We start from the raw sequence: 26,957 nt of genomic DNA on the forward strand, positions 1-26,957 counted from the left end.
CAATTTAATGTTGGTTAGTCAGAAAGGAATTTCTGACCCTTGAAGGAATAAATCTAAAGGTTTATCCAAGGGCAAATTAAAATAACAATAGAAGTCGATTTATGAATAATAAGCAGCTATTTAAACAAAGTTTAATAGCAACTCTTACTGCCATGTATGTCGGTGCGTCCGGTGTAGCAGTGGCGGAACCAGGGGTTAAAAAGGTCCCGGGTACGAGTTTCTATGAACCCACTTTTACTGCGGAAGATATTGCCGCAATCCAGGAACAACGACAACATTATCTGCAAGGTGACATGTTCATCGGTGGTCGAGGCAAAGTAAACCGCGTATTCCAAAAACCTACCCCTGAAGATATTTTTCAGCCTGAACCAAATGTCAGTGGTAAGCGCAAATACATTGTGCAATTAACTGACGAACCTTTAGCAACGTATCACGGGGATGTTTCTGGCCTTAGGGCAACGGCAGCACCTAAAAATCGCTCGTTAATGGCCAAAGGCAGAGTAAACGTAAATTCATCCGCTGCGGTAAGTTACAAGAACTACCTGCATGAACAACAAGATCAATTCATCAGCCGGGTGAAAGGTAAAGGCGCTAACGTAAAAGTAGAACAGCGCTACACTCTTGCCAATAACGCCATGTTGGTGGAAATGACCCAGCAGGATGCGATATTAATGGCCCAGCAATCTGGGGTAAAACGCATTACACCAAATCGTATCTTCGAACTTCAGACCGATCGTGGGCCTGAGTTCATTGGTGCCGAGCCTATCTGGACGGGAACCGCAACCGAAGATGGTATCGGTGCGAAAGGTGAAGGAATGGTGGTTGGTATCATTGATACCGGTATCAATACCGACCACATTGCTTTCGCCAGTGACGAACAATTTAGCGATGCTAACCCGTTAGGCGCCGGCGAATTCATTGGCGACTGTGTCGATGAGCCAAGCTTATGTAACGACAAGCTAATTGGTGTTCGCTCATACCCGGAGATTACTGAAGTTTATTCTGCTCCGGAGTTTCAGGAACGTCCTTGGCACACCAATATGATCCGTCCGGATAATGGTGAAGACTACAATGGTCACGGTTCTCACGTTGCTAGCACTACGGCCGGTAACATGGTTGAAAACGTGCCGCTTCAGTCATTTGATGGTACCGACACCAGTGATGGTATCGATTTACCATTTAACTTTGCAAAGACCTCAGGTGTTGCGCCGCGTGCCCACGTAATCTCTTATCAGGTTTGTTGGCCAGGTGGCCCTGGCGATTACTACGCAGGCTGTCCGGAATCAGCAATTTTATCGGCATTTGAAGATGCTATTGCCGATGGCGTCGACACAATCAACTTCTCTATTGGTGGTGCGGAATCTTTCCCTTGGGAAGATCCAATGGAACTTGCTTTCCTTTCTGCCCGTGAAGCGGGTATTTCCGTTGCCGCAGCGGCTGGTAACTCTGGTCCTTACTACTGGTCGGCCGATCACGCCTCTCCTTGGGTAACTACCGTAGGTGCAACCAGCCATGATCGTGTTCTTGAAGCTGGTAAAACATCCATTTCCGGCTTTGAAGGTGATGCACCTAGCTGGCGTATCCCAAGGTCACCAATCGAAGGTAAAGGTTTTACTGACGAATTGAGCGGTGAATTTGTTCTGGCGAAGAATTATCCGGATCCAGACGATAGCGATGCATATTCCCCTTATTCCTGTAACGTGCCATTCCCGGCAGATACCTTTACCGCCGATCAAATCGTCGTTTGTGAGCGTGGTGATATTGCCCGGGTTGATAAAGCCAAAAACGTTGCCGCTGGTGGCGCCGGTGGTCTGGTACTGGTAAATACCAGTTACAGCCAACCTACCGTAGCCGACAAGTTTGTGATTCCAGGCATTAACGTAGCTTCAAATACCAAGTACAAGCTAGAGGGCTGGATCAACAACTCAACTCCAGGCACTGCTCGTGCAACCATCAATCTTGCTACTAATGAGTACTATTTTGACGATGCGCTGGCAAACAACCTTGCAAGCTTCAGTTCAATGGGACCAAGTAAAACCAACAATACTCTGGTACCTGACCTGGTAGCACCAGGCGTGCAAATCTATGCGGCCAATGCCGATGATCAACCATTCACTATGTACCCAGCCGCTTCTGACTGGACATTCATGAGTGGTACATCAATGGCAACACCACATGTTACCGGTGCAATGACCTTGTTAACTCAGTTACACCCTGACTGGACACCAGCAGAAATACAGTCTGCATTAATGTTAACTGCCGGCGATGTCTGGTTGAATAACGGTTACCAGTCTGTAGAACCTTACTTTAACTTTATGGCCGGTGCAGGTTCTATCAACGTAGAACGTGCAAACAATACCGGTCTGGTTATGGATGAAACTATCGACAACTACCTGGATGCAAATCCACGCAATGGTGGTTTCGACAACTGGTTAAACATCCCATCCATGGTTGAAATGGAATGTGAAAGCACCTGTACCTGGATGCGTACCGTAAAAGCGACTAAAGATGGTAGCTGGACGGTAGCGGGTATTGGCAAAGAAGACGGCGTTGAAATCAGTGTTTCACCAAGTAGCTTTGATCTAAAAGCCGGTGAAACCCAGGCAATTATCATTAAAGCGTCTTTGCCAAGTGTGATTGAAACTAAGGTTAACCCGAGCGAACCGGGTGCGCCATGGGATGCACAAATCAATAACTTCACCTTCTTTAACGGTAAAGTTGTTTTGAGCGAAGTAAATGGCATGTCTCCGGACGTACATATGCCAATTGTAGCTGCCAACGTCGTTGACCAGTTACCACTTTCCCATGACATCGAAATTACCCGTGATCAAGGTTCTGATACGCTGATTGTAAATACCGACAACTATTCAGAACTGACCCCTCGCTTTTATGGTTTGGTTAAACCTGAGGTATATCCGGCAGAGTTACTGACGGTAAGCCCTTACTTAACTAACAATAACATTGAAAAAGGCTGGGACATTCGCGCGATTGAAGTACCAGAAGGCACGAAACGCCTGATGGTAGAAATTCAGTCAGCAAGCGTAGATAACGACTTTATCGATATGAACCCTCGTTTAGTAACGGTTAAGCCAATGGTAGCTGTAGGTTTCGATGCTAATGGCAACGCCAGCTTTATTCCTACTGAAGAGCAGGCAGCAGAAGGCTCAGATTTTCGCGAAGAATATCATTCTGAAATTCTTTGTTTGTCCAGCTCGGAAGTGGAAACTAACTTCTGTAGTCTGAGCAACCCGCAGCCAGGCACATACTGGATTGCAACTATTGCCACGGGTGGTGCTACAGGCACAGAAATGCAGGTTGAAACTGGTATTGCTATGATTGGCGAAGACAGTGACAACGGTAATCTGTCTATCACTGGTCCAGAGTCTCACGATGGCAATGGCGACTACCCTCTAACCATTAGCTGGGATATCGCAGATTCAATGCCAGGTGATAAATACTATGGCGGTTTTGATTTGGGTAATCTTGAAGGTGCTGAAGGCACACTAGGTTTTACTGCACTGAACATTACTCGCGCCGGCGATGCCGTTAGCTGGGAAGTCAGCCAGGACAAAGCTAAATCGATGGATGTGCTTGATATTACCATGAAGGTAAAACCAAACCTTGAATCCAATGATCGTGATTATAATTTTGCGATTACATTGCCTGAAGGGTTGCGTCTTGCGCCAGATACGCTAACTGCTAATCGCCCAGATATCATGGAAGCGATTGAAGCGACGGAAAATGGATTAGTGCTATCCGGAACCCAGGCTTCAACACGCGATATCATGCGTGATTATGTAATGACCACAAACTTGACTGATGCAATGTGTCATACGCCGTTAATCGATGAATTCTCTGAAGGTGGATATATCGACCTGCAAGGTGAGTTCGGTATGCAGCCAAATGCTGAATGGATGGTTGGTGATAATCGCAGTTACTTTGATGTACCAATTGACTGGTTATTCTGGAATCAGGATGCCAACTTCAAAGTGTACAACCAGGAAAATGGCGGTTACATGCGTATGCATGCTGTTGGTGCGATGCAGTTTAACCAAACCTACTGGATTATGAGCCAGCATCGTGGTCCTGGATTCCTTTATGAGTCTCTGGCGCCTTTCTGGCGTGGTAGTTTCACCATGGATTACCTGCGTCATTGGGAAAACCCTCGCGGTCTGACTATCGCTAGTCAATATGCAGATGAGCGTCCGGATTTAGGCGACCTGTTATTCCTTGAATTCGATAACGTAACCGATAAATACACGGGCGATGAGTTTGATTTCCAGATGATTCTTCGCAGCGGTATCGATGAAAGAGAAGGTAAGCACGAAATTATTTACGCTTATGACAACTTAGGCGCTGATGTTGCCAAAGGCGTGGTAATGATTGAAGGCTTTGATTCACCATTCTCTCGTAATGCAGGTCCTAAGAATGGCTACCTGTATGAAGTACTGGGTTTTGATAACCTTGACGAAGTTCTGGTAGATGACCTGGTAGTTTGTTTCGATTACGTAGGCCCCGAGCAAAGTGCCATTGAGCTATCATTCAAAGTTGCGGTTCAGCCTCAGTCAACCGGTCAGGATTTAACGATTAACTTCGATTATGATCTTGAAGGCCAGGACACTATTGCCCTTACTCACGACCTAAGCGTTAGCAGCAATCTGAAGATTGCTGAGTTTACCGACATGACGGTTGACGAGAATGGTCGCATTGATGGTATCGAAGTCTACTATGTGGATGGCAACAAGGTACCTAACACTATCGAAGTAACCGGTGAAGGCATAAGTGCAGAAGTTGATGGCGATATGTTCAACCTTATCCCGAATGCTGACTTCCATGGCGAAACCATGGTTACAGTAACGGTTCGTGATAACGAGCATGCGTCTGATGCTGCATCTACATCCTTTATGCTTACGGTAATTTCCGATGGTATTGAAAAAGGTTGTACAGACAGCAACGCTACAAACTTCGACAGCAATGCTAACGAAGATGATGGTAGCTGTGAATATCCTGAACCTCCGGGACAAGAGAAGAAAAAATCTGGTGGTGCAATGTATTGGTTATTACTAATTCTTGCTGGTGCAATGGTTCGCCGCCGCGCCTAATCATTCTATGATTTACTGAGGTGATAACCTCATTCAAAAGCCAGCGTTTATCGCTGGCTTTTTTATTATCCGTTATTTTCATGGGTTTTAAGAAGTTCTTTAATTCTCATCATGACATCTTGCCTAATCCTTGTTAGCATCGGGCATTAGCTAAAAATATAATAATTATCTTCGGGACTTTATATGAGTGTTTCTCGTGAGCATTTCAGCTCTAAGCTGGGCTTTATACTGGCCGCTGCAGGCTCTGCGGTAGGTATTGGAAATATTGTTGGCTTTCCAGTTAACGCCGCCAAAAATGGTGGCGGTGCGTTTCTGGTTATGTACGCCATATTTGTATTTATGATTTGCCTGCCGGTAATGATGGCGGAAATGGCAGTGGGTCGCAAAACCGCGAAAAACCCTGTCGGTGCGTATCATTCGTTAGGTGGCAAATCTGGCCCATGGCACTTTGCCGGCCTGCTTGGTATTATCACCCCATTTATGATTGCGGTTTTCTATACGGTACTCACCATCTGGATATTTATCTATCTGGTGATGACGGTGACCGGAAACCTCGATTATCTTGCCAGCGCCGATGGCTTTGGCACCATCATTAACAGCCCGTATTTGTTCCTTTCGATGATTGCCGTTGGTGGTTTAGTCGGTTCAATCCTGTCACTGGGTGTTAAAGACGGTATCGAAAAAGCGGCGAAAGTAATGATGCCAGCGTTATTTATCATGCTGATCTGTCTGGTTATTTTCGTATTAACCTTAGATAACGCCATGGCCGGTATCGAGTTTTACCTGATCCCGGATTTTTCAAAAATCACTCCACAGGTGATTAATGGTGCCATGTCCCAGGCATTCTTCTCGCTTTCCTTGGGTATGGGTATCCTGATTACTTACGGTTCTTACATCTCGAGAAAAACCGATATCTCAGGCTCTGCAAAACTCGTTGCAATCACAGATACCTCAGTGGCATTCATTGCTGGTTTGATGGTACTTCCTGCAATTTTTTCGTTTAACCCAGATGTGAATACCGACAAGCTAAGCGACAGTTCGGTATCAATGATTTTCGTATTCTTACCGAAAATTTTCTTAGCATTACAGGCAACCGTTGGTTACTTCTTCGCGAGTGTTATCGCCTCGATTTTCTTCCTGTTGGTATTCTTTGCGGCCTTGACCTCTTTGGTTTCCATCATCGAAGTACCGGTTTCTTACCTGATTGATGAGCGCAAGCAACCTCGTAAAACGGCATTAAGAAACATCTTTATTTTCGGTGGTATTCTGGCAGCGCTAGCAACTTTATCCTTTGGCATGGTGGATTTCCTTACCAGCCTTACCAGCTACGGCGGTAAATCAAAATCTCTGTTTGATGTGATTTATGACATCTTCTACGACACTATCTTACCGTTAAATGGTCTGCTTATTTGTTTGTTCGTAAGCTACCGCTGGAAGAAGCACAACCTTAACGCCGAGTTAAGTGAAGGTAACCCGGGCTTTGGCCAGTCATTGATGGCCAAATATGTAGACTTCTCGCTAGGTACTTTTATCCCGTTTATCCTGGCAGTAATCTTTATCAATACCGTGGCGAAGATATTCTTCGGCGTCGATTTGATTGGCTAGCCAAGCAAAGAATTAAACTGGAAAGCGGGGCAATATGCCCCGTTTTTTTACTTCCTTATCAAGGTTTGATTCGTTGATTATCAATAACTCTGGCCCCTTGTATATTGGCGTCCCACCGGCTTTTTCGCTACACTAGCGCCCCAATCCCAGCAAAGCAACTAACGCCAACGTGATGCAAGAAATCCTGTCTCTTATTCGACTACCCGGCAATAACGAAGATATCCCAGCTACCGACGCCCAGCGCCTGTTTCACGGCCGTGGTCATCAATACCCAGGGTTTGAGCATATCTGTATCGACTGGATACCACCGGTGGCGGTTATTTCTTTATTTAAAGAGGATGACGAGCAGGCACTCGGCGAACTCGCGAAATACCTACAAAGCAATATTGATGGCTGTGCCTCGGTACAGCTCCAGGAAAGATTTTTCCCTCTGGCACCATATCGATTATTAGTTGGCGAACCAATAGAAACCTTGGAAGTGGCAGAATCAGGTCTTAAATACGGCTTAAGCTTAGGTAAGTCGCAAAACCATGGCTTGTTCTTTGACATGCGAAATGGCCGCAACTGGGTAAAAGAACACGCTCAAAATAAAAATGTATTGAACCTGTTTGCCTATACCTGTGCGTTTTCGATTGCCGCTATCGAAGGTGGCGCCCGACAAGTGGTAAATATTGATATTGCCAAGGCACCGTTGGCCAGAGGCAGAGACAATCATCGCTTGAACCAGCATCAGCTTGAAAAGGTAAAGTTTGAAGGCGTTGATATCTTTAAATCCTACGCACGTTTGCGTAAATATGGTCCCTATGACTTGTTGATTTGCGATCCACCCTCTTTTCAAAAAGGCAGCGTAAATATTCAGCGTGATTACGGCAAAATTATTCGCCGCTTACCACAGTTAATGGCAGACAATGGCTTGGTGATGTTATGCCTGAATTCTCCGGATTTAGACCAGAAATTTCTTAAAGACACAGTGGAAAAAGAATGCCCAGAATGTGAGTTTGTGGAAGAGCTACTGCCACCAGAGGTATTTATCGACGCGGTTCCCGGCAAAGGGTTGAAAATCTTGATATATCGCTATCGGAGCAAATAAAAAACCGCTAGGTCGCTAGCAGGATTTTAAGACCGATGAGGATCAGGATCACACCGCCAAAGATTTCCGCTTTACCCTCAAGCCAGGTGCCACTGCGATGACCAACGTAAACGCCGATGGCGCTAAATGCTGCAGTGATTAATGCGATAATGGCACAGGCTAATAGTGGCTGCACAGATAGCAATGTCAAACTAAACCCAGCAGCCATGGCATCGATACTGGTAGCCAGGGAAAGTATCAACATTACCTTGAAGGTGACCTGTGAGATATCATCTTCAATGCCCTCGACAAAGCCTTCATAAATCATTTTTAAGCCAACCAGAACCAGCAACATAAAGGCCAGCCAGGGCGCATAGGTGTCCACCCAATCGAGCATGCCTTTACCACCAAGATAACCCAATAACGGCATTACTCCCTGAAACAAGCCAAACATTGATGCCGATAATAACGCCAACTTCTTTTTTGAGGGCACGGTTTTAGAGCCTAAGCCGATAGAAACGGCAAAGGCATCCATACTCAGAGCAATGGCTAGAAATATGACTTCTGGCATAATCGATAAATTTAAAACACGTGGGTTAAGCTTAGGTTATCTTTCAACAGGACTCGGATTAAATCACCACTCGCACCGCAAGAGCGATCAATACCACGCCAGTGATTTTATCGACGATAGCGCTATTTTTCTTCAAACGATTTAATACCGGCCCTCGTGACAAGCCGTAAGCAACCAGGCAATACCAAAGGGTATCGATAGCACCTACCGTGGCAATCATGATTAACTGCTGTTCCAATGTCGCATTTGCATCGACAAACTGACTAAATAACGCCAGAAAGAATAAAGCGAGCTTGGGGTTTAAAAAGGCGATAAGAAAACCATCACGCCAGCCGTGGACCTTTTGAACCGCGCCTGCATTTTCATGTTCGAACTCAATATTACTGCCTTTGCTTCTTAAAGCATTAATCGCCAGGTATACCAGAAAGGCGGCACCTGCATATTGAATCACACTATAGATGGTTGGCGATTGAACAATCACAAGACCGATACCCGTTACTGCGATGGCGGCATAAAGAGCAACACCAAAACCGTGGCTAATCGCTGTTGCCAGACCCGCACTTTGCCCACCTAACATGGTATTTCTGACAACCAGCGCCAGGCTTGGGCCAGGTGACAAGGCGCCAAGAATACATACCACGAGTAACGATAACCAAAGTTCAATTGCCATTTTTCTTATCCACTAAAAACAAAGCACTCATCATACCAAGAGGGCAACATAAACTACACTTAAAACTCATTCGCCAGGGATTAGTGGCTTAACCGTTTTGTGGAGATATTTTTATGAATCGCAAACTAATCCCAGCTCTATACTCGCTGCTAATTCCTGGCCTGTTGTTTATTTCAAGTCAACAGGCATCCGCAAATCAAGACTGTCAAATCGCCTCGAAAGAACTGCGCCAGTTGGAAAATGATATCCGCCAAGCCAATAACCGCTACAACAATAATCAAAGGCAACGTCACGACCAGCGCAATATGCCGCAAAGTGAAGCAGAGCGTCAGCAACATGAGATGGCGCGCCAGCGTCATCAAATTCAACAGCAGGAATATCAACAGCGCCGCAACGACTTAAATCGAATCGTCAACGCTTGTCGAAGGGTTCAAAACCACAGTTAGCTAGATACGCTAAATATTAGGGTTATTCACAAATTTTCATTTGTAGCGATTCGCCATTAATTGCCATAGCCCAGTAAATTCAACAGCTTAAGAATTTGGTTCAATTATTGCTTTGTTTTTTATTACAGTGTTAAACACGTTTTAAAAGAGCAGAAAAATGTTACCAACAAGGATTAAAACACATTTACTTATGGTATTTGGCTGGGTAATGCTGGCCATCGGCGTGCTATTTATTTTATTACCCGGTCCGGCAATTCTGTTTATTCCCGTAGGCCTTGGAATATTAAGTCTGGAATATGCATTTGCAAAACGCTGGTTACGTAAGTATCAACGATATTCTTCAGATGCCGCTCGTAGAATGGATGACTGGTTTACGAGAGAACGTTTTAAGCGAATTTTCAGACGCGGCTAGTAACAACAAGCCACGGGTTAAAATTCGCTTAGGTGACAAGTGGCGAGGAATTGAGTATTGAGAACAATTCCTCTGGGGTGACAAAGGGCGCGTAATTTACGTCGCATACAATGACGCTAAGGTGTCAGACTTCGCAGAAAACGCGAAGTCTGGTGTCATCACAAAATCAGAAAACAATTTTGTGACGGTGACAAGTGGCGCGCAATTAATTTGGAATGCAATTACGCTAAGGTGTCAGACTTCGCAGAAAACGCGAAGTCTGGTGTCGTCACAAAATCAGAAAACAATTTTGTGACGGTGACAAGTGGCGCGCAATTAATTTGGAATGCAATTACGCTAAGGTGACAGCCTTCGCAAACAACGCGAAGTCTGGTGTCGTCACAAACTCAAAAAACAATGTTGTGACGGTGACAAGTGGCGCGCAATTAATTTGGAATGCAATTACGCTAAGGTGACAGCCTTCGCAAACAACGCGAAGTCTGGTGTCGTCACAAACTCAAAAAACAATGTTGTGACGGTGACAAGTGGCGCGCAATTAATTTGGAATGCAATTACGCTAAGGTGACAGCCTTCGCAAACAACGCGAAGTCTGGTGTCGTCACAAACTCAAAAAACAATTTTGTGACGGTGACGACTTGAATAAAGGCGCTTCGTTGACACCGCTGACACCCTAACGAGAAATCTATTTCTCGTTTGACACCGCTTGAAAGCCGTCCATTTCAAGCTGTCACCTCGCCTTAGCGAAGACAAATCGAGCAAAGGCGCTTCGTTGACACCGCTGACACCCTAACGAGAAATAGATTTCTCGTTTGACACCGCTTGAAAGTTGTCCATTTCAAGCTGACACCTTTGATTTTCCTTAGTAGAAAATCAACGCTCATAAAAAAGCGCAGTAGGAAATGCGCTGCCTACTGCGCTCTTTGCTCCCTAAACATCTGGTTCAGAGATTCTGAATTTTTTAGTTGTGGTTTAGCCGTTTACAACCTGCTGCTGACGATAATCTTCTTTCATCGCCATGTATTCAGCATTAACCGCATCCATCACATCATGGTCGTATTCGCGAAGCCCACTCAACACCATGTGTTTTTCTCCATAACCTATGGTTTCGCCATTTGAGATGAAGTCGAACACCAAACGAGCTTTACCGCGTTTGCCGTCAACGGTTAATTCGGTTTGCTGTTTGTTAAACTTCAATGATACCTCTTTGACGTTTACCGTATTTAAATGGATCTTCATGCTCTCGTACATCACCATTGGGCGGGACGGATTGATCATTACTGAATTTTCGCGCATTAAATCGCCAAGAATATACGGAAAAGTATCACCGGAAAAGGCAACGTATGAACGTACCAAAGATTCGGTCAGGGTTTCACAACGGCTGTTTTCACCGCTAACTTCTACCGACAGATAGGTTTTGTCATTGTCATCGGTAACCGCAGCTGCAGCGTCTATGGTTGCCGGAAAGTTAAGTTCATTGGCGTCGGTAACCATGCCAGAAAAGGTAAATGCCATTTCCTGATTCAGACCGGACTTATCTAAAATTACTGAAAACAGTAAATCACCGGGTACACAAAAACGCTTAGCATCAATGTCGTGCAAAGGATTAAAATCGTCGGCGATATTTTTGGCAAAATCGCTTGCCTGCTGACGGCTGAAACTTACTTTGTCATTTTTGTTTTGATAATACTGGCGAATAAACATGCTCTGCCTAATCAAATCTAACGTTAAATTGGCGGCTAGTTTACCGAGCAAAAAACAGCAAGTCGATGGAATTTATACTAATCAGACCTCTGTACACCTGTACACTGAACTATTTTAAAAAGGCGGAAAGGTAAGTAAGTACTTATACGCACACACCCGTTTCAGACTCAATCAGGCAGATTTTTTGCTTACGAGACAACTTCTTTATTTCAATTTCACGTTTTGTTGCACCGCTTCTATCAGACAGGGTTTCCTGATACACAAGTTCTACCGGACGACGCGCCCGGGTGTATTTCGCGCCTTTTGCGTTATCACTGTTGTGTTCTTGCAATCGCTTTTCCACATCAATGGTGATGCCTGTATACAGACTTTTATCAGCGCAGCGAAGAATATAAACGTACCAGGAAGACGACATAAGCGTGTTTTAACATTGAACCGAAATTAAGAATCCATCATTATATAGGTAATACCAATCACATTAAATGGTTGGTATAAGTGCATAAAAGGCAACAAGATGATCCCTGTCAGTAAAAACCACCCCGACTTCGTTATCGATGAAAACGATCTGCAATTTACTGCGATTCGTTCACAAGGAGCCGGCGGCCAGAACGTCAATAAAGTAGCGACCGCTATTCACCTGCGTTATGACATAAAAACGGCAAACCTACCCGACAAATATCGTGAGAAACTACTTGCTCTTACCGATCATCGCATCACTAAAGAAGGTGTAGTGGTAATCAAATCCCAGGAACATCGCACCCAGGAAATGAATAAAGCGACAGCTATTGAGCGCTTAATCGAAGTCCTATTGCCCGCCACCAAAGTGGTTAAAAAACGCAGACCAACAAAGCCAAGTAAAGCGGCACGGGCGAAACGCATGGACAAAAAGAGCCAGCGCGGTAACCTTAAAGCCAATCGAGCAAAAATCCGAATGTAGAGTATTAACAGGATGACAGAAACCAATTTCACCGGCCATTTATCCAAGATGGCGACCGAACTTATCGACGGCGTGGCCCATTACACCTTAAAAGCTGGTGATCATCGCCTGCCACTTAATGATCTTATTGGCCGTCAATTAACGCTTACTCATACCGGGCAAATCAATTGTCAAAGCTGCGGTAAAAAAACTAAAAAGAGTTACTCTCAGGGGTTTTGCTATCCATGCATGATGAAGCTGGCCCAATGCGACATGTGTATTTTAAAACCGGAAAAATGTCACTTTGAACAGGGTACCTGTCGTGAACCGGAGTGGGGAGAAGCCAATTGTTTTGTGCCTCACTATGTGTATCTTGCCAATACCACAGCCATTAAAGTGGGCATTACCCGCCACACGCAAATTCCAACCCGTTGGATCGATCAGGGCGCAAATCAGGCGCTGCCGATTTTCAAAGTCGATTCACGCTTACAATCTGGATTAGTAGAAACGGCATTAGCAGAATTGATCAGCGATAAAACCAACTGGCGCAATATGCTAAAAGGCAAAGCCGATGCCATTGATTTAAAATTACGAGCGCAGGAGCTTATCCCTGAGATCAATCAACGCCTGGATGAATTAAGACTTCGTTTTGGTAGCGACGCCATCGCACAACTTGATGAAGACGTTATCGAAATCGACTATCCGGTAGATTTATACCCAACCAAGATCAGCTCGTTCAACTTCGATAAAACCCCGGAAGTATCCGGCATGTTACACGGTATCAAAGGCCAGTATTTAATTTTCGATACCGGGGTTATCAACCTGCGTAAATTCACTTCTTATGAAGTCACCGTAACCACGAGCTAGGTGATGAAAATCAGGGACGAAATGAAAGATACCGAATTAAGCAAACCTGGGATAGGGATTTTGGCCCTGGTGATTCTGTTAATTTTTATCCCATTTTGGGAGAGTTGGTATGGCACTAGCTTATGGGGGCTAAACCTATACTCTCCCGCACATATGGATGCAATTTCTGATCAATTGCGGGTGTTCAAAATCGTGCTGGTTTGCGCCGGTGTGTTCCTGTTGTTGCGAAAATCAAATGCCATTAAAACGGTTATAAAGTCGAGCGCTGCCCGCAATCTGGTTTTAGCCTGCTGTTAAGTGGTCGCCACCCTACAAATTATCATGCTTACCTTAGGTATTTTGTTCCTTACTGCGTCTGATTCCGATTTACGTTACATCCATCAGGAACAAAGCGTTGACGAACACACCATCTATATTCACACCGCCGATCCCGGTGCGATGGCGAAAGCGTATCACTATGTGTATTTAAAGTGCCCATTGCCATTCAATCGCTATGCACTTCACACTATCGGTCGCTTAAACTGGATGCGGGAATTTAGCCTGGATTTATACCAATCACACTAAGTTTGTGCACAACTCAGAGTTAGGGCAGAGGTTCAGTCACAACATAGATTTTATTGATATAGTCATTCTATATTAATGAAATATAGGGCAGTAAATGGGCCTCTCACTAACTCCCTCCGGGTGAGTTTTAAAGGCGTTTATCCTGCGTTAAAGATTTTGACAATGGAACGACCATTCTCTGCAATCAAAGCCTTGTCTAAAAGCCTTTAAATTCTCACTGAGTGAGCAATAATTTAATGTGATTGGTATTAAACAACAATACGCTGGTATTTACCCCACTCAATGCATTAGCATCAGAAAGTGTAGACCCTCAAACACTGGAAATGACTCCCCTATCTTGCGAGCATAATACCCCTTCGGTACTTTAGCTTAAGGCAATAAATCATTAGGTTATTCGCAACGTCCGCTATGATTCGGCAAACGTTTAGCTCTTACGAAAGTGAAGAATTCCACTCACTTTATCGGAGATTTGGGTGGATACAAACGTGGAGGAATAAACTAACAGCTTATCCGCCCTGCTTTGATCTCCAGGTGCCCTTTGCTACCTTTAAATAACCAAAGACGAACAAATTCATTTAGTTAAATGACTCTACTGGCTAAAACCTTTGCACAGCAATCTGTATTTATGTTTGCATCAGCGAGTGCAAAATCAAGGCTAAATATGCCAAAATCTTCGCGCGAAAATGGTTGGTATCAACCATGATTTCCACATTACTTAAAACTATGCGATTGCCGTTTTTGCTCCTTACACCTGTATGTATTTTTCTTGCCGCCAGCCTTGTCAGCTATGAACAAATCAATGTTGATTTTATGGTGCTATTTCTCGCCTTAGTGGCTGCCCTTTTTGCCCATATCAGTGTCAATGCATTTAATGAGTACCTGGATTTCACCAGCGGCCTGGACGCAATGACCAAACGCACCCCGTTTAGTGGCGGCAGTGGCGCCTTGATTGAAACCCCACAAATGAAAAACTGGGTGTTATTTACCTCGCTATTAACCTTACTAGTCACCATTACCATCGGCCTATTTTTCTCATATTTTCGCGGCCCGATGATTTTCGTTTATGGTTTTCTTGGTGTGTTTCTGGTGCTCGCTTATACCCGATGGCTTAATCGATTTCCTCTTGCCTGTCTGATAGCTCCGGGGTTAGGTTTTGGTACCGTGATGGTCACTGGTGGTCATTTCGCTTTATCTGGCACCCACACCATTGCCTCGATTTGCCTGGGTCTAATGGTGTTTTTTCTGGTCAACAATTTATTGCTGTTAAATCAGTTTCCCGATATCGAAGCCGATAAAAAGGTGGGCAGAAACCACCTTGCAATTCGCTATGGTGTGGAAACCGCAAGCAATATTTACGGCTTTTTCGCCATCTTTAGCATAATAAGCTTATTGTTCCCGGTATTAACTGGTGCCCTTCCCCAGTCAGTGTTGCTATCGTTACTGCCAATATCGGCTTCGATTTACTGCTTACTCGGCGCCAAAAAATATGGCAAAGCGTTAGGTCAACACACTAACTACCTTGCGGCAAACACGGCAATTACGATTTCCAGTCCGGCGCTAATTAGTATCTTGTTAGCCTTAAGCTGAAATAATTATTTACAAGTGAAAACTTGGAAAGCTAATCACCCCCTAACAAATTTTATTGATTGCGTTACAATGCCGGTATCTCATTGATATTAAAGCCAGCAAACTCTGGTTTACTGAAAAGATAAATTATGATGAACAAAACACTATTAGCATTGGCGATGAGCGCCGCACTCGTTGGTTGTAATCAACCAGCCAAGGAAACACAGGCTCCGGAGCAACCGCAAACTCAGGTTGCCGAAACAGCGAATCCACAGCAACAGGCACAGGAACTGTTTCAATCTTACTTTGATGAATCGATGGCGATGTCACCGCTTTATGCCACCTTTGTCGGTATGAGCGAATACAACGACCAGTTCAATGCACCAATTAGTGAAGAGAGTCTGGCGCAAAGCCTGGCACTTGAGCAAAAGTACCTGGATAAAATCAATGCTATCGACGAGTCGAGCTTATCTGGTCAGGACTTACTCAGTTATCAAATCTTTAAACGCGATCGTGAAATGGCCATTAAAGGCTTCGATTTCCCATCATACTTAATGCCTTTGAACCAGATGTATGGTGTTCACAACATCTACGCCACTTTAGGCTCTGGCCAAAGTGCGCAGCCTTTTAATACCTACCTGGATTATCAAAACTTTATCGCCCGTACTAATGGCTTTGCTACCTATATGGACAGCGTCGTTGTAGCAATGCGCGAAGGTATGGAAAAAGGTGTGGTATTGCCTGAACCAATCGTTGAGAAAATCCTGCCGCAGCTTTCTGTACATGTGGTAAAAGACGCCAAAGACAGCGTATTTTACGGCCCGGTAACCATGCTTGAAGGCAACAGCGAATTAACTGATGAGCAAAAGCAGCAAGTAACGGAACAATACCAAGCGATGATCATGGATGTGCTGGTTCCAACTTACGATAAGTTCTATCAGTTTATTGAAACCGAGTATCTGCCAAAGGCACGCCAAAGCGTTGGCCTGTCAGATTTACCTAATGGTAAAGCCTGGTATGAGTATCAAATCGAAACCAACACCACCTTGCCGTTAACCGCAGAGGAATTACATGAATTTGGTCAGCAGGAAGTGGCGCGTATTCTTGCGGAAATGAACAAGGTTAAAGCACAAGTCGAATTTGATGGCGACTTAAAAGCTTTCTTCAAATTCCTTCAGGAAGATGAGCAGTTTTACTGGAACAGCGAAGAAGAAGTTGTCGCCGCTTACACCGATATCAAAGAAGATATCAACAAGCGCCTGCCTAAGCTTTTTGAAGTGTTTCCAAAAGCCGATTACGAAGTACGTGCGGTTGAAGCGTTCCGGGCAGCGTCCAGCGCTGGTGCAAGCTACCAGTCTCCAGCTCCAGACGGTTCGCGTCCAGGTATCTTCTATATCAACACTCACAACCTAAAAGCTCAGCCTAAGTTTATTTTGGAAACTTTGAGTATTCACGAAGCATCACCAGGTCATCACTTCCAGATCACCATTCAGCAGGAAGTAAAAGACTTACCTATGTTCCGTAAGTTCGGCGGTTACACGGTTTTTTCCGAAGGTTGGGCACTTTATGCGGAAAGTTTAGGTAAAGAGCTAGGACTATTTACCGACCCTTACCAATGGTACGGTCGTCTGTCCGATGAGCAGTTACGTGCGATGCGTTTGGTTGTCGACACTGGCTTGCACGCCTTTGGCTGGACTCGTGAGCAGGCTATTGACTTTATGGCGCAAAACTCCTCTCTGGCTATGTCAGATATTGAAGCGGAAGTTGAGCGTTATATCTCGATTCCGGGTCAGGCGTTATCCTATAAAACCGGACAACGCGCGATTCGCGATCTTCGCAATCAAGCCAGCGCCGAACTTGGTGAGAACTTTGATGTTCGTAAGTTCCACACACAAGTATTGATTGATGGCGCCCTGCCAATGCCAATTCTTGAAAAGAAAATTATGGCTTGGGTTGAAACGCAAAAATAAGCGTTTATCACAGCTACAAAAAAGCAGGCTTTTAGCCTGCTTTGTTATTTTCTGAATGTAAGCAATAGCGATTACTTCACATCAAAAAATGTAAAGGCGGTTTCAAATGCACCCTGTTGGAATTGCTTTAAACCGGTATCGCGATAATCAATCTCAATCTGGGTTTTCTTCAACTTTTCTTTGATATCCGCAGGTCGAGCCATTTCTACCGTTAACCCTTCGATTAGCTGTATTGCCGCTTCCATTTTAAAGCCCTGTGAACCGCCGGCGAATTTGCCCTTGGTCATCCGCTCTTTGATCACCACCGTGTCAACGCCATAGTCAGACATTAACTTGGCAAAGGCAAACTGGAATTTGCGAATATTTTCGCTGTCGCTACCGCGCTGCAACGCGACTTTAGGTACCCTAACATGGGGTAAATCAAATAATTGATTTTCAAAGCTCATAACACAGATAACCGCATCATCGCCTTTAATTTCTACACCACAAACTTTCATTGGCAGTCCTCAACATATTAATGTTGGCAAGTATATCACAGCAATCCGCCTCTAAGTCTGATCATTAGGTGAATATTAGCATCCACACAATTGCCGGATTTTATTCGTCATTTACCGCAATTATCGTATTTAAGCTTGCATGCAACTCAGATATCGTACTATGTTGTTGTGAATTACAACAAATGTAGAGAAAACCATGAAAAAGCATTTACTTGCATTAACCATAGCCACAGCATTAACGTCCGGCTTGTCGGCATGTGGAGAGAACAGCAATACTCAGAAAAATACCCAGGCTGAAAAACCAGCTCCGGTGCCACAGGTTGAACAAGCGGATGTAAACCAGCAATTTCAGGAATTTAGTGAAAATCTTATCAATGAATTTTGGAAACTAAAACCTGGATACGCGGTATATGTTGGTTACTACAAGTATGATGACCAACTGCCGGTACCGGATGCAAACAACAAGGCTAACGATCTGGCAATCGTAAAAGAAAAGCTGGCGGCGTTAAATGGCTTTGACCCGAAAAAGCTTGATGCCGATCATGCCAGTGATTACTACATTTTGAAAAACCAGCTGGAATCACAAATTTTCAGCATGGAGCAGTTAAAGTCTTATCAGTGGAATCCAGCAACCTATAATGTCGCTGGCGTTTTCGGCGTTATTCTCAATACCGACTACAAAGCTAAAGATGAGCGTTTGCGCACTATCTATCGTCGCATGGAAAATATCCCAGCCTATTATGAAGCGGCAAAAGCAAACATCACAACCCCAGCCTTACCTCATACCGAATTAGCGATTCAGCGGAACCAGGGGGCAGCAGGATTATTCTCCGGTGCAATCGCTCAAGCGGTTGCCGATTCTGGTTTAAGTGGACAGGAAAAAACCGATTTTACCGCCCGCATCGAAGAAGCAACGGCGGCAATTGAAGGCTACATTGGCTGGTTACAGGAAAAAGCGGCTGAACTTAAAGAAAATAATAACGCTAAAGACTTTCGTATCGGCGGCGAACTTTATGAACAAAAGTTTGCTCTGGATATTTATTCCAGCTTAAGTGCCAAGCAGCTGTTTGATAAAGCAGTAAGCGAAAAACAGCGGGTTCACGCTGAAATGGCGAAAATTACCAAGCAATTATGGCCAACCTACTTTAGTGACACTGAAATGCCGGAAGACATGCTGGTAGCCACTAAGCAGTTAATTGATCACCTGTCGGTAAAACACGTAAAACGTGACGAATTTGTTGACGCCATTCGCGCTCAGATCCCAGAACTTGAAAAGTTCGTGATGGAGAACAACCTGATTGAAATGGATAAAAACAAGCCGTTGGTGGTACGCGAAACACCAGAATACCAGCGCGGCTTTGCCGGAGCATCTATCAATGCGCCAGGCCCTTATGATCCGCAAGCCAATACTTACTATAACGTCACGCCACTGGATAACTTTAACGATGAGCAGGCAGAAAGTTATTTGCGTGAGTACAACCACTGGATTTTACAAATCCTTAATATTCACGAAGCGGTACCAGGTCATTACACCCAGCTGGTACACAGCAACAAGTCAAAATCTTTAGTGAAATCCATCTTTGGCAATGACGCGATGATTGAAGGTTGGGCGGTATACACGGAACGTATGATGCTGGAACAAGGTTATGGCGACAACGAGCCAGAACTTTGGTTAATGTATTACAAGTGGAACCTTCGCGTTATCATGAACTCCATAATCGACTACGCCATTCAGGTTAACGGTATTGGCGAGCAGGAAGCCCTGGACATGATGATGAATGAAGCCTTCCAGGAAGAAGCAGAAGCTCGCGGCAAATGGCGCCGTGCGACCTTGTCACAAGTGCAGTTAACCAGCTATTTCACTGGTTACTCAGAAATCTATGATTTGCGCGAAGAGTTAAAGGGAAAAATGGGCGATGACTTTAATCTTACCGATTTCCATAACAAATTCTTAAGTTATGGTAGCTCCCCGGTGCCAATAATCCGTGAGATGATGCTGGCCGAATTAGCGGAATAGTAACTCGAATCATTGTTAGAGTATCCCTCTTTAAAAGCCCGCATCGCGGGCTTTTTATTTTTGATCATTCCACTTTTGACGTCACTTATTTATAAAGAGGACTACCCAAACATCTTTGGTTATAACCGAGCCTTGAGGTCGCAAGCGAATGTAATTCCACTTGTCGCTGACATTGACCTCACTGGTATCTTTCATTGCATCCCCGGCTCCGTCCATCACGGTACCTTGACCACCAGCCCAAACCATTGAGCTCATCAGCACAGCAAATACAGCCAATAGTAATCGCTTATTAATTACCTCAGATCTGCTTGCAGGTACCAATTTCCATCGTTGGCGCCGGACTCTGACTATCCGCAATGTAATATTTTGGTCGTGGTGAATTGTAAGGCACATAGCCCTTGTCATTTACGAACAAAAACCGTTTGGTATCTTTGTGAAATTCCAGTTTGCCTAGTCCTTTGCAACTCATCTGGGCATCCAAATCAAAATCGGTGCAGAAACCCAAAAATGCATTATCTTCAGCGTTAACCCACTGGTAAGGATACTTATCAAGGTTTGCTCCGGTTTGATTGACAGTAATTTTATAAGCCACGCGAATTTCATCCGACGCATTTATTTGCCAACTTTTTTGGTCAATGTGATAAATGAAACCAGTTTGATGCTCAATCTGACAGAGGTAGGAATTTTCGAACGCATGAGTTGTGATGGATAATGAGAGGGCCGAGCCGAGTAATATCCAATGCATGGTTTTGTTAATCGTTTTCATTGTTATTATTCTTCTTATCAGTTAAATGTGCGCCTTTGCACGATGTTGTTTAAGCAATGGTTGATCAGGATAACCCTGATTGTCACCATAATAGCGATGAGCCGTAACTAACTGAAGAAAAAATGCCTCTACTTTTCCTGCTCTGAGGCAGAGAGTTCTCCCAAATTCAATACCGGTGCAGCGTCCAGCTCACGAGCCCCCATCATATCTGCGATACGCTCTACCGAGGAAATAAGCTGATATTGCTCCCACTCTTTTAACGCACTGAATTTTTCAATAAAGTTTTCTTCGATAGCCTGAGGCGCATTGAGCAAGGTTTCCTTTCCCTGATCGGTTAAAAATAATGCAACTTTGCGCCTATCACTTTGGCTCCGAATTCTTTTAATCAGATCTTTGGCTTCAAGTCGATCAAGTATATTGGTAACAGTAGCCTGACTTAAATTTACATTGTTAGAGACTTCTTTCGAACTCAGTCCTTTGACCCGTCCAATTTCTTGCATAATGATTAATTGTGGCCCAGTTATACCAGCCTCTTTTCCTAATTTTCTGGAACGAATATCAATGGCCCGAATGATTTTCCTTATTGAAACAAATAACTCTTCATATTTTTCCACGTTTTTAACTCTCTCATACAGGCCAACGCCATCACAAATGCAGTGATTTAATTCGCACACGATTAAATTTTTCTGATAATAACTCGCACTTAAAAATTCGCAAAGAAATTAATTTGTTCTCAACCACCAAGCTCAACAATTACTGCAGAGGTTTAAGCCTTACTAACCAGCAAGTTTTATTTATTACGAGATACTATTTTTAATTAGAACACGATCTAAATTCGATCATCACTAGACAATTAGTGCAGTAATCATTATAGTACTAAGCAAATAGATAAAAGGAGAACAAATGGACACTCAAAACACCCCATTTAATCGTACAGTTGACAACATCACCGAACGCGTTTGCTTCTACACCATTATAGGCTCCTACTATGTCCCGGCCATTGCGTATCGTGCGATAAAGAAAGGTCTGAACTTCATCGATCAAAAAACCGCCCACCTCATCGACTAAAGACCGTTCGACTGTTTTTCGTCGCCGGTATTTCTATCCCGTAATCCACTTACAGAAAAAATAATTAGTTCAGTAACCATATGTTCGTAATCGAATCTGCAACAGTTTCTGTTGCTTTGTATTTTTTAATGTTAATTGCTATTGGTGTCTATGCGCTAAAAACCTCTACAGCAGATAACAGTGAATATTTATTAGGCGGTCGTCGAGTCAGCGCCAAAGTAACCGCGCTTTCAGCGGGTGCGTCGGATATGAGTGGCTGGATGCTTATGGGACTTCCTGGCGCAGCGTTTGTCAGCGGAATCGATAGCATCTGGCTTGCGCTGGGTTTACTCGTTGGCGCTTATGTAAATTATCAAATCGTCGCGCCAAAACTGCGAGTGTTTACCGAATTGGCCGATGACGCGCTAACCATTCCTGAGTTTTTCTCCAAGCGGTTCGCAAAAGAGGCGGCTCGGGTACGGTTTATCGCCTCTGCGGTAATCATTGTATTTTTTACCCTTTATACGGCTTCTGGCCTCGTGGCCGGGGGCAAGCTGTTCCAATCAGCATTTGCGATTGATTATCACTATGGGGTGATTATCACCGTTGCGGTCGTTGTCATTTACACCATTCTTGGCGGTTTCCTGGCGGTCAGCGTCAGCGATTTTGTGCAGGGTATAATGATGTTAATCGCCTTGGTAGCAGTGCCTGCGTTTACCTTTTCACAACTTGAACCTGCTTCCACCTGGGATTTTTCGTCACTCGCCCAGGCTATTGAGTTGCCTTATGTACAGTGGCTAGCAGCTTTCAGTTTATTTACCTGGGGATTAGGTTACTTCGGTCAACCTCACATCATTGTTCGCTTTATGGCAATTAATCACCACAGAAATATCCCTAAAGCTAAGAATATCGGTATGTCGTGGATGACCATTTCGATTATTGGCGCAGTGTTAACGGGCATCATTGGTGCGAAATTTATTGCCCAAAGTCCGCAATCAATCAACGATCCCGAAACCATATTCATTTATTTGTCGCAATATCTGTTCCATCCATTTATTGCAGGCTGGTTCTTAGCTGCCATATTGGCGGCAATTATGAGCACCATTTCATCGCAATTGTTGGTTTCATCGAGTTCGCTTGTCGAAGACGTTTACAAACACTGCACAAAAACCGCTCCTTCAACAAAACAGTTACTGTTTGTAAGCCGTGCCTGCGTATTGGTGGTAGCGGTTATCGCATCTGCTATAGCTTTGGACGCCAATAGCAGTGTGTTGGGGCTGGTATCCAATGCCTGGGCCGGATTCGGCGCCGCATTTGGTCCCCTGGTATTACTGAGCCTTTGGTGGAAAAAGCTAACTCATACCGGTGCCATGGCAGGCATCCTTGTCGGAGCATCTACCGTTTTAGTCTGGGGGCATATGCCAGTTCTCGCCGACGGTAAAGCGTTAAGTTCTGTGTTTTATGAACTGCTGCCCGGATTTACCCTGAGTATGTTGACAATGGTTTGGGTAAGTCTCAACACAACTAAACCGAAAGCCAAAGCGATTGAATGGTTAGAACAAACCGAACAACTCGTTAAAAACGAAAAATAGTATTAATCAATGTATTGGAGATGTTAATGAAAAGTCCAAACTGGAACCGGATTGTTATAAAAGTCGGTAGTGCATTGATAGCACCAGAGCGTAACGGTTGTAGTAGCCATTATTTATTGTCCGTCGCTAGCTTTATTGTACGGTGCCGTCGCCAGGGTATTCAGGTAGTCCTGGTATCTTCTGGCTCAGTTGCCGCGGGTTCGCACCTGTTCAGGAAGTCGAAAAACACCTCAGGGCACGATAAAAAAGCAATGGCTGCTGCCGGTCAGACAGAAATGATGGCGACATGGGATCGTTTATTCGACTTCTCCTCGGCACAGATTCTGTTGACCGATGAGGATCTCAGGGATCGTGAGCGCTTTGTCAATATCCGAAATACCATAGACTCATTGCTTGAGAACGATATTTTACCGATCGTCAATGAGAACGATACGATAACCACGGATCGAGTCAAAGTCGGTGATAACGATAACTTATCAGCCATGGTTGCGACTTCCGTGCAGGCAGATACGTTAATAATCTGCTCAGATATTGACGGTTTGTTTGATTCAAATCCGCAGCTCAATGCCAATGCGTCACTCATCAGTGAAGTCAGAGATATCAATGAGCAGGTTTATGCGATGGCCGGCGGCGCGACAAGTGCAGTTGGCACCGGAGGGATGAGAACTAAAATTGAAGCGGCCGAAAAGGCTGTGTCTCATGGGGTTACAACGTACATTGTTAACGGCTTTGACCAGAGAAGTTTTGACATGCTTATCCAGGGAAAAAATCCCGGAACCTTGTTTCATCCTCACCAAACGCCGTTACAAGAATCCAAACATTGGGTCAGACATACAACCAAAGCCCTTGGTGAAATTGTCGTCGATGACGAGTTTTCGCTGAGCCCAAAACAAAGCGTAGATAGCTTATCAAGTAGCGACCTAATTGATGTCGTTGGTGAGTTCTCGGTAGGAGACGTTGTTCTCCTTAGAACCGATAGCGGCGAAAAAATCGCCAAAGCAAAGACCAACTATAGCAGTTGTTTACTCGATTTTGTCGCACAACAAGGTGATGCCAGTCTCAACCAAAAAATCGATGGCACGCCTAAACCTATATTATCTAACAAATTTTCAGCAATTATGGAGGCCCAATGATTAACATTTCCGAAATAGCACAACAAGCAGCGACCGCCGCTAAAGCGTTACTGAAGCTATCCGCGGAACAAAAGTCTGACATCTTAAAAGAGATGGCAGAACGATTGGTAGAGCAAACACCAGCGATACTGGCCGCCAATGAAATCGATGTGGAGCAGGCAAAAGCCAATAAGCTCAGTGAAGCAATGATTGACCGGCTTCAGCTCACATCTGCTCGCATCAATGATATGGCAGCAGGCCTTGACCAGGTCGCCAACTTACCGGAAGTTGTGGGTCGAGAGCGCCTTATCGGGCACAGACCAAACGGGTTAGAGATTTTAAAGAAAACCATCCCTCTCGGTGTTATCGGCATGATTTATGAAGCTCGTCCTAACGTTACTGCAGATGCCGCAGGCTTGTGTTTTAAATCTGGAAATGCGGTTATATTGCGCGGCGGTAAAGAGTGCCTGAATTCCAGTTTAGCCATCGCCGCAGTGCTGCAGCAAGTTCTGGCGGATCACAATTTACCGCAGGCAGCAATTTCGGTTGTACCAGTTGCTGACAGAGAAATTGTCAGTGAAATGCTGACCCTGAATAACTGGATTGACCTCATCATCCCAAGAGGCGGAGAAGGGTTAATCAAATATGTCACCGAAAACAGTCAGATTCCAGTGATCCAGCATTTTAAAGGCGTATGTCACTTATACGTTGATCAGTCGGCCGATTTAGACAAAGCGTTGGACATCCTTATCAACGGCAAAACTCAGCGTCCTGGCGTCTGTAACGCTTTGGAAGGCTTGCTGGTTCACCGTTCAATCGCCGCTGAGTTTCTGCCTATTGCGGCTAAAGCATTGTTTGACAGAAACGTGAAAATAAATGGCTGTGCGCAAACTCAACAGCTGGTTAAAAATGCCAGTTTACTCTCTGAAGCAGAATATGGGGAGGAGTATTTGAGTTTAGAGATTGCCGTGCGAGTCGTTGAAGATATTGATCAGGCGATGGTTCATATTTCCGAGTTCGGAAGTCACCATACGGAAGTTATCTGTACTGAAGATCAGAACAATGCCGAACTGTTTCAGCACATGGTTGACGCTTCCGTTGTCATGGTTAATGCGTCTTCTCGTTTTTCAGATGGCAGTGAATTAGGGTTAGGGGCTGAAATAGGTATTGCTACAACAAAATTACATGCTTACGGTCCAATGGGGATCGAGTCGTTAACCACAGAGAAGTTTCTGGTTAACGGTAATGGTCAGGTGCGAGGTTAATATGACGGTAAAGAATCAACCTAAAATCGCATTTATCGGTGGCGGCAATATGGCATCCGCCATTATTGAAGGGCTCATCAAGTCTGGTTATGACCAGTCGCGAATCTTAGCTTCCGCTCCCAGTAAGGGTACACGCAGCCATCTTGCGACAACCTATAACATCAATATTGCCGAAAAAAATAATGTGGCAGCGTACTTTGCTGACATCATAATTTTGGCGGTTAAGCCCGCTCTGATACCTCAGGTCAGCAGAGAAATAGCGTTTACCCTGAGAACCTTAGGTTTGAAAACGCCAATTATTTCTCTGGCTGCAGGAACCTCTTTCAGTCAGCTAGAGAATTATTTCGTCAACTGGCCTATTTTTCAGGCGATGCCAAATCTTCCCAGCTCCGTGACTCAGGGGTTGACGGGAATCGTTCCTAACAAATATGTAATCGCTCGGGAACGCTCGATGGCTTTACAAATTTTTGAACGAATCGGAGAAGTTTTGTGGCTAGCCGACGAGAAAAATTTACCAGCGATTGTGGCAATGGCTGGTAGTGCTCCGGCCTACTTCTTTATGTTCCTCGAGGCGATGGAACAAGTGGGAGTGCAAATGGGCCTGTCGCAGGGGCATTCAGCGCAGGCCGCGTTACAATCTGGGTTAGGCGCCTGCTTGATGGCCGCTGATTCCGATCAAGCTTTTGAGGAATTACGCGCCCGTGTCACATCGCCAAACGGTACAACTGAACAGGCAATCAATTCTCTTAAAGACGATAACTTTCAAAAAGTGATTGCCAATGCAATGTGGGCTGCCGCAGATAAAGCCAGTCAAAACATGGCAAACGCGTGTTGAAATTTCAAGCAGGTTCAGTAAAGGTTTGACCCGCTAAATCATAACCTTTGCATTACCCCAAAAGCCCCCTCGCCAGCCGCTCTATTTCCAATAGGTTTAGGGTTGCTGGCACTCTCACCAATTCCATTAAATTATGCACCGTTCAGAGTTACGGCAAAGGCTCATTTGAGTCGTTTATCGCTTCTTTTAAGAAATCAGGGTAAAATTAGTGTAACTCTCAGGTTATACCAATCACATTAAATTATTGCTCACTCAGTGAGAATTTAAAGGTTTTAAGACAAGGCTTTGATTGCAGAGAATGGTTACTCCGCTCTCAAAATTAGCCAAAATCAGTAACGTAGTCCAAACGCCTTTAAAACTCACCCGT

Annotated in this window: 24 protein-coding genes; 17 read left to right on the forward strand and 7 right to left on the reverse strand. The window is 44.5% G+C overall.

Annotated elements, in window-relative coordinates:
- The first annotated feature begins 101 nt into the window (after positions 1–101).
- The 3 genes from FNC98_RS13875 (at position 102) to FNC98_RS13885 (ending at position 7,797) form a co-directional block, all read left to right on the forward strand.
- Positions 102–5,102 carry a S8 family serine peptidase gene (locus FNC98_RS13875; RefSeq protein WP_144034902.1) on the forward strand — a complete coding sequence of 1,667 codons (5,001 nt, stop codon included), beginning with the start codon at positions 102–104 and terminating at the stop codon, positions 5,100–5,102.
- Between the two features lie 183 nt (positions 5,103–5,285).
- Positions 5,286–6,707, forward strand: coding sequence for a sodium-dependent transporter (locus FNC98_RS13880; RefSeq protein WP_144034903.1), 1,422 nt, complete (start codon positions 5,286–5,288; stop codon positions 6,705–6,707).
- Between the two features lie 172 nt (positions 6,708–6,879).
- Positions 6,880–7,797, forward strand: coding sequence for a class I SAM-dependent methyltransferase (locus FNC98_RS13885; protein WP_144035576.1), 918 nt, complete (start codon positions 6,880–6,882; stop codon positions 7,795–7,797).
- A 7-nt stretch (positions 7,798–7,804) separates the two neighbouring features.
- Here FNC98_RS13885 and FNC98_RS13890 read toward each other — a convergent pair whose 3' ends face one another.
- Positions 7,805–8,347: a manganese efflux pump MntP family protein gene (locus FNC98_RS13890; protein WP_144034904.1), complete on the reverse strand. Its 543-nt coding sequence runs from the start codon at positions 8,345–8,347 to the stop codon at positions 7,805–7,807.
- A gap of 58 nt (positions 8,348–8,405) precedes the next feature.
- A complete protein-coding gene (locus tag FNC98_RS13895) occupies positions 8,406–9,017 on the reverse strand; it encodes a LysE family translocator (RefSeq protein WP_144034905.1) in 612 nt (203 codons plus the stop codon).
- A 113-nt stretch (positions 9,018–9,130) separates the two neighbouring features.
- Between FNC98_RS13895 and FNC98_RS13900 the strand changes: the two genes are divergently transcribed.
- Positions 9,131–9,463, forward strand: coding sequence for a hypothetical protein (locus tag FNC98_RS13900; RefSeq protein WP_144034906.1), 333 nt, complete (start codon positions 9,131–9,133; stop codon positions 9,461–9,463).
- A gap of 157 nt (positions 9,464–9,620) precedes the next feature.
- Positions 9,621–9,875: a PGPGW domain-containing protein gene (locus FNC98_RS13905; protein WP_260680365.1), complete on the forward strand. Its 255-nt coding sequence runs from the start codon at positions 9,621–9,623 to the stop codon at positions 9,873–9,875.
- Between the two features lie 969 nt (positions 9,876–10,844).
- Here FNC98_RS13905 and FNC98_RS13910 read toward each other — a convergent pair.
- On the reverse strand, positions 10,845–11,576 hold the full coding sequence (locus tag FNC98_RS13910) for a DUF3581 family protein (protein ID WP_144034907.1): 732 nt from the start codon (positions 11,574–11,576) through the stop codon (positions 10,845–10,847).
- Between the two features lie 142 nt (positions 11,577–11,718).
- Positions 11,719–11,991, reverse strand: a complete 273-nt coding sequence (locus FNC98_RS13915; protein ID WP_144034908.1) for a GIY-YIG nuclease family protein — start codon at positions 11,989–11,991, stop codon at positions 11,719–11,721.
- A 99-nt stretch (positions 11,992–12,090) separates the two neighbouring features.
- Here FNC98_RS13915 and arfB point away from each other — a divergent pair, with 99 nt between their 5' ends.
- The 6 genes from arfB to FNC98_RS13945 all read left to right on the forward strand — a co-directional run bounded on the left by arfB (position 12,091) and on the right by FNC98_RS13945 (position 17,459).
- Entirely contained in the window at positions 12,091–12,513 is a 423-nt protein-coding gene (gene arfB, locus FNC98_RS13920; RefSeq protein ID WP_144034909.1) for an alternative ribosome rescue aminoacyl-tRNA hydrolase ArfB, read from the forward strand.
- Positions 12,514–12,525: 12 nt separating this feature from the next.
- Complete coding sequence (locus FNC98_RS13925) at positions 12,526–13,359, forward strand: DUF2797 domain-containing protein (protein WP_144034910.1); 834 nt, start codon at positions 12,526–12,528, stop codon at positions 13,357–13,359.
- A gap of 21 nt (positions 13,360–13,380) precedes the next feature.
- A complete protein-coding gene (locus FNC98_RS13930; protein WP_221932892.1) occupies positions 13,381–13,656 on the forward strand; it encodes a hypothetical protein in 276 nt (91 codons plus the stop codon).
- Positions 13,657–13,680: 24 nt separating this feature from the next.
- A complete protein-coding gene (locus FNC98_RS13935; RefSeq protein ID WP_221932893.1) occupies positions 13,681–13,923 on the forward strand; it encodes a hypothetical protein in 243 nt (80 codons plus the stop codon).
- Positions 13,924–14,622: 699 nt separating this feature from the next.
- On the forward strand, positions 14,623–15,510 hold the full coding sequence (locus tag FNC98_RS13940; RefSeq protein ID WP_144034913.1) for a prenyltransferase: 888 nt from the start codon (positions 14,623–14,625) through the stop codon (positions 15,508–15,510).
- Between the two features lie 131 nt (positions 15,511–15,641).
- Positions 15,642–17,459 (forward strand): DUF885 domain-containing protein, encoded by a 1,818-nt coding sequence (locus FNC98_RS13945; protein WP_144035578.1) that lies wholly within the window; start codon positions 15,642–15,644, stop codon positions 17,457–17,459.
- A 71-nt stretch (positions 17,460–17,530) separates the two neighbouring features.
- Here FNC98_RS13945 and FNC98_RS13950 read toward each other — a convergent pair whose 3' ends face one another.
- Complete coding sequence (locus FNC98_RS13950) at positions 17,531–17,956, reverse strand: DUF3010 family protein (protein WP_144034914.1); 426 nt, start codon at positions 17,954–17,956, stop codon at positions 17,531–17,533.
- Positions 17,957–18,152: 196 nt separating this feature from the next.
- Here FNC98_RS13950 and FNC98_RS13955 point away from each other — a divergent pair, with 196 nt between their 5' ends.
- Positions 18,153–19,973, forward strand: coding sequence for a DUF885 domain-containing protein (locus tag FNC98_RS13955; RefSeq protein ID WP_144034915.1), 1,821 nt, complete (start codon positions 18,153–18,155; stop codon positions 19,971–19,973).
- Between the two features lie 298 nt (positions 19,974–20,271).
- Here the strand turns inward: FNC98_RS13955 and FNC98_RS13960 are convergent, their stop codons facing one another.
- Together FNC98_RS13960 and FNC98_RS13965 are read right to left on the reverse strand one after the other, a co-directional pair.
- A complete protein-coding gene (locus tag FNC98_RS13960) occupies positions 20,272–20,739 on the reverse strand; it encodes a hypothetical protein (RefSeq protein WP_144034916.1) in 468 nt (155 codons plus the stop codon).
- Between the two features lie 128 nt (positions 20,740–20,867).
- Complete coding sequence (locus FNC98_RS13965; RefSeq protein ID WP_144034917.1) at positions 20,868–21,353, reverse strand: MarR family winged helix-turn-helix transcriptional regulator; 486 nt, start codon at positions 21,351–21,353, stop codon at positions 20,868–20,870.
- 289 nt (positions 21,354–21,642) lie between these two features.
- Here FNC98_RS13965 and FNC98_RS16845 point away from each other — a divergent pair, with 289 nt between their 5' ends.
- The 5 genes from FNC98_RS16845 (at position 21,643) to proC (ending at position 26,590) form a co-directional block, all read left to right on the forward strand.
- Entirely contained in the window at positions 21,643–21,807 is a 165-nt protein-coding gene (locus FNC98_RS16845; RefSeq protein ID WP_185967983.1) for a hypothetical protein, read from the forward strand.
- A gap of 80 nt (positions 21,808–21,887) precedes the next feature.
- Complete coding sequence (putP, locus tag FNC98_RS13970) at positions 21,888–23,378, forward strand: sodium/proline symporter PutP (protein WP_144034918.1); 1,491 nt, start codon at positions 21,888–21,890, stop codon at positions 23,376–23,378.
- Between the two features lie 26 nt (positions 23,379–23,404).
- A complete protein-coding gene (gene proB, locus FNC98_RS13975; protein ID WP_144034919.1) occupies positions 23,405–24,511 on the forward strand; it encodes a glutamate 5-kinase in 1,107 nt (368 codons plus the stop codon).
- On the forward strand, positions 24,508–25,755 hold the full coding sequence (locus FNC98_RS13980) for a glutamate-5-semialdehyde dehydrogenase (protein ID WP_144034920.1): 1,248 nt from the start codon (positions 24,508–24,510) through the stop codon (positions 25,753–25,755). Before proB ends, FNC98_RS13980 begins: the two co-directional genes overlap by 4 nt.
- Position 25,756: 1 nt before the next feature.
- Positions 25,757–26,590: a pyrroline-5-carboxylate reductase gene (gene proC, locus FNC98_RS13985; protein WP_185967984.1), complete on the forward strand. Its 834-nt coding sequence runs from the start codon at positions 25,757–25,759 to the stop codon at positions 26,588–26,590.
- The last annotated feature ends 367 nt before the right edge of the window (positions 26,591–26,957 follow it).

It is taken from the genome of Thalassotalea sp. PS06, from assembly GCF_007197775.1.
Classification (GTDB): Bacteria; Pseudomonadota; Gammaproteobacteria; order Enterobacterales; family Alteromonadaceae; genus Thalassotalea_A.

Bases quoted from the DNA above. Each gene is read 5' to 3' on its own strand.
- FNC98_RS13940 (WP_144034913.1), top strand. From the start codon at position 14,623: ATGATTTCCACATTACTTAAAACTATGCGATTGCCGTTTTTGCTCCTT.
- FNC98_RS13880 (WP_144034903.1), top strand. From the start codon at position 5,286: ATGAGTGTTTCTCGTGAGCATTTCAGCTCTAAGCTGGGCTTTATACTG.
- FNC98_RS13960 (WP_144034916.1), bottom strand. From the start codon at position 20,739: ATGAAAACGATTAACAAAACCATGCATTGGATATTACTCGGCTCGGCC.
- FNC98_RS13950 (WP_144034914.1), bottom strand. From the start codon at position 17,956: ATGAAAGTTTGTGGTGTAGAAATTAAAGGCGATGATGCGGTTATCTGT.
- FNC98_RS13930 (WP_221932892.1), top strand. From the start codon at position 13,381: ATGAAAGATACCGAATTAAGCAAACCTGGGATAGGGATTTTGGCCCTG.
- FNC98_RS13890 (WP_144034904.1), bottom strand. From the start codon at position 8,347: ATGCCAGAAGTCATATTTCTAGCCATTGCTCTGAGTATGGATGCCTTT.
- FNC98_RS13915 (WP_144034908.1), bottom strand. From the start codon at position 11,991: ATGTCGTCTTCCTGGTACGTTTATATTCTTCGCTGCGCTGATAAAAGT.
- FNC98_RS13980 (WP_144034920.1), top strand. From the start codon at position 24,508: ATGATTAACATTTCCGAAATAGCACAACAAGCAGCGACCGCCGCTAAA.
- FNC98_RS13955 (WP_144034915.1), top strand. From the start codon at position 18,153: ATGAAAAAGCATTTACTTGCATTAACCATAGCCACAGCATTAACGTCC.
- FNC98_RS13900 (WP_144034906.1), top strand. From the start codon at position 9,131: ATGAATCGCAAACTAATCCCAGCTCTATACTCGCTGCTAATTCCTGGC.
- FNC98_RS13935 (WP_221932893.1), top strand. From the start codon at position 13,681: ATGCTTACCTTAGGTATTTTGTTCCTTACTGCGTCTGATTCCGATTTA.
- FNC98_RS16845 (WP_185967983.1), top strand. From the start codon at position 21,643: ATGGACACTCAAAACACCCCATTTAATCGTACAGTTGACAACATCACC.
- FNC98_RS13925 (WP_144034910.1), top strand. From the start codon at position 12,526: ATGACAGAAACCAATTTCACCGGCCATTTATCCAAGATGGCGACCGAA.
- arfB (WP_144034909.1), top strand. From the start codon at position 12,091: ATGATCCCTGTCAGTAAAAACCACCCCGACTTCGTTATCGATGAAAAC.
- putP (WP_144034918.1), top strand. From the start codon at position 21,888: ATGTTCGTAATCGAATCTGCAACAGTTTCTGTTGCTTTGTATTTTTTA.
- FNC98_RS13945 (WP_144035578.1), top strand. From the start codon at position 15,642: ATGAACAAAACACTATTAGCATTGGCGATGAGCGCCGCACTCGTTGGT.
- proB (WP_144034919.1), top strand. From the start codon at position 23,405: ATGAAAAGTCCAAACTGGAACCGGATTGTTATAAAAGTCGGTAGTGCA.
- FNC98_RS13910 (WP_144034907.1), bottom strand. From the start codon at position 11,576: ATGTTTATTCGCCAGTATTATCAAAACAAAAATGACAAAGTAAGTTTC.
- proC (WP_185967984.1), top strand. From the start codon at position 25,757: ATGACGGTAAAGAATCAACCTAAAATCGCATTTATCGGTGGCGGCAAT.
- FNC98_RS13885 (WP_144035576.1), top strand. From the start codon at position 6,880: ATGCAAGAAATCCTGTCTCTTATTCGACTACCCGGCAATAACGAAGAT.
- FNC98_RS13895 (WP_144034905.1), bottom strand. From the start codon at position 9,017: ATGGCAATTGAACTTTGGTTATCGTTACTCGTGGTATGTATTCTTGGC.
- FNC98_RS13905 (WP_260680365.1), top strand. From the start codon at position 9,621: ATGTTACCAACAAGGATTAAAACACATTTACTTATGGTATTTGGCTGG.
- FNC98_RS13875 (WP_144034902.1), top strand. From the start codon at position 102: ATGAATAATAAGCAGCTATTTAAACAAAGTTTAATAGCAACTCTTACT.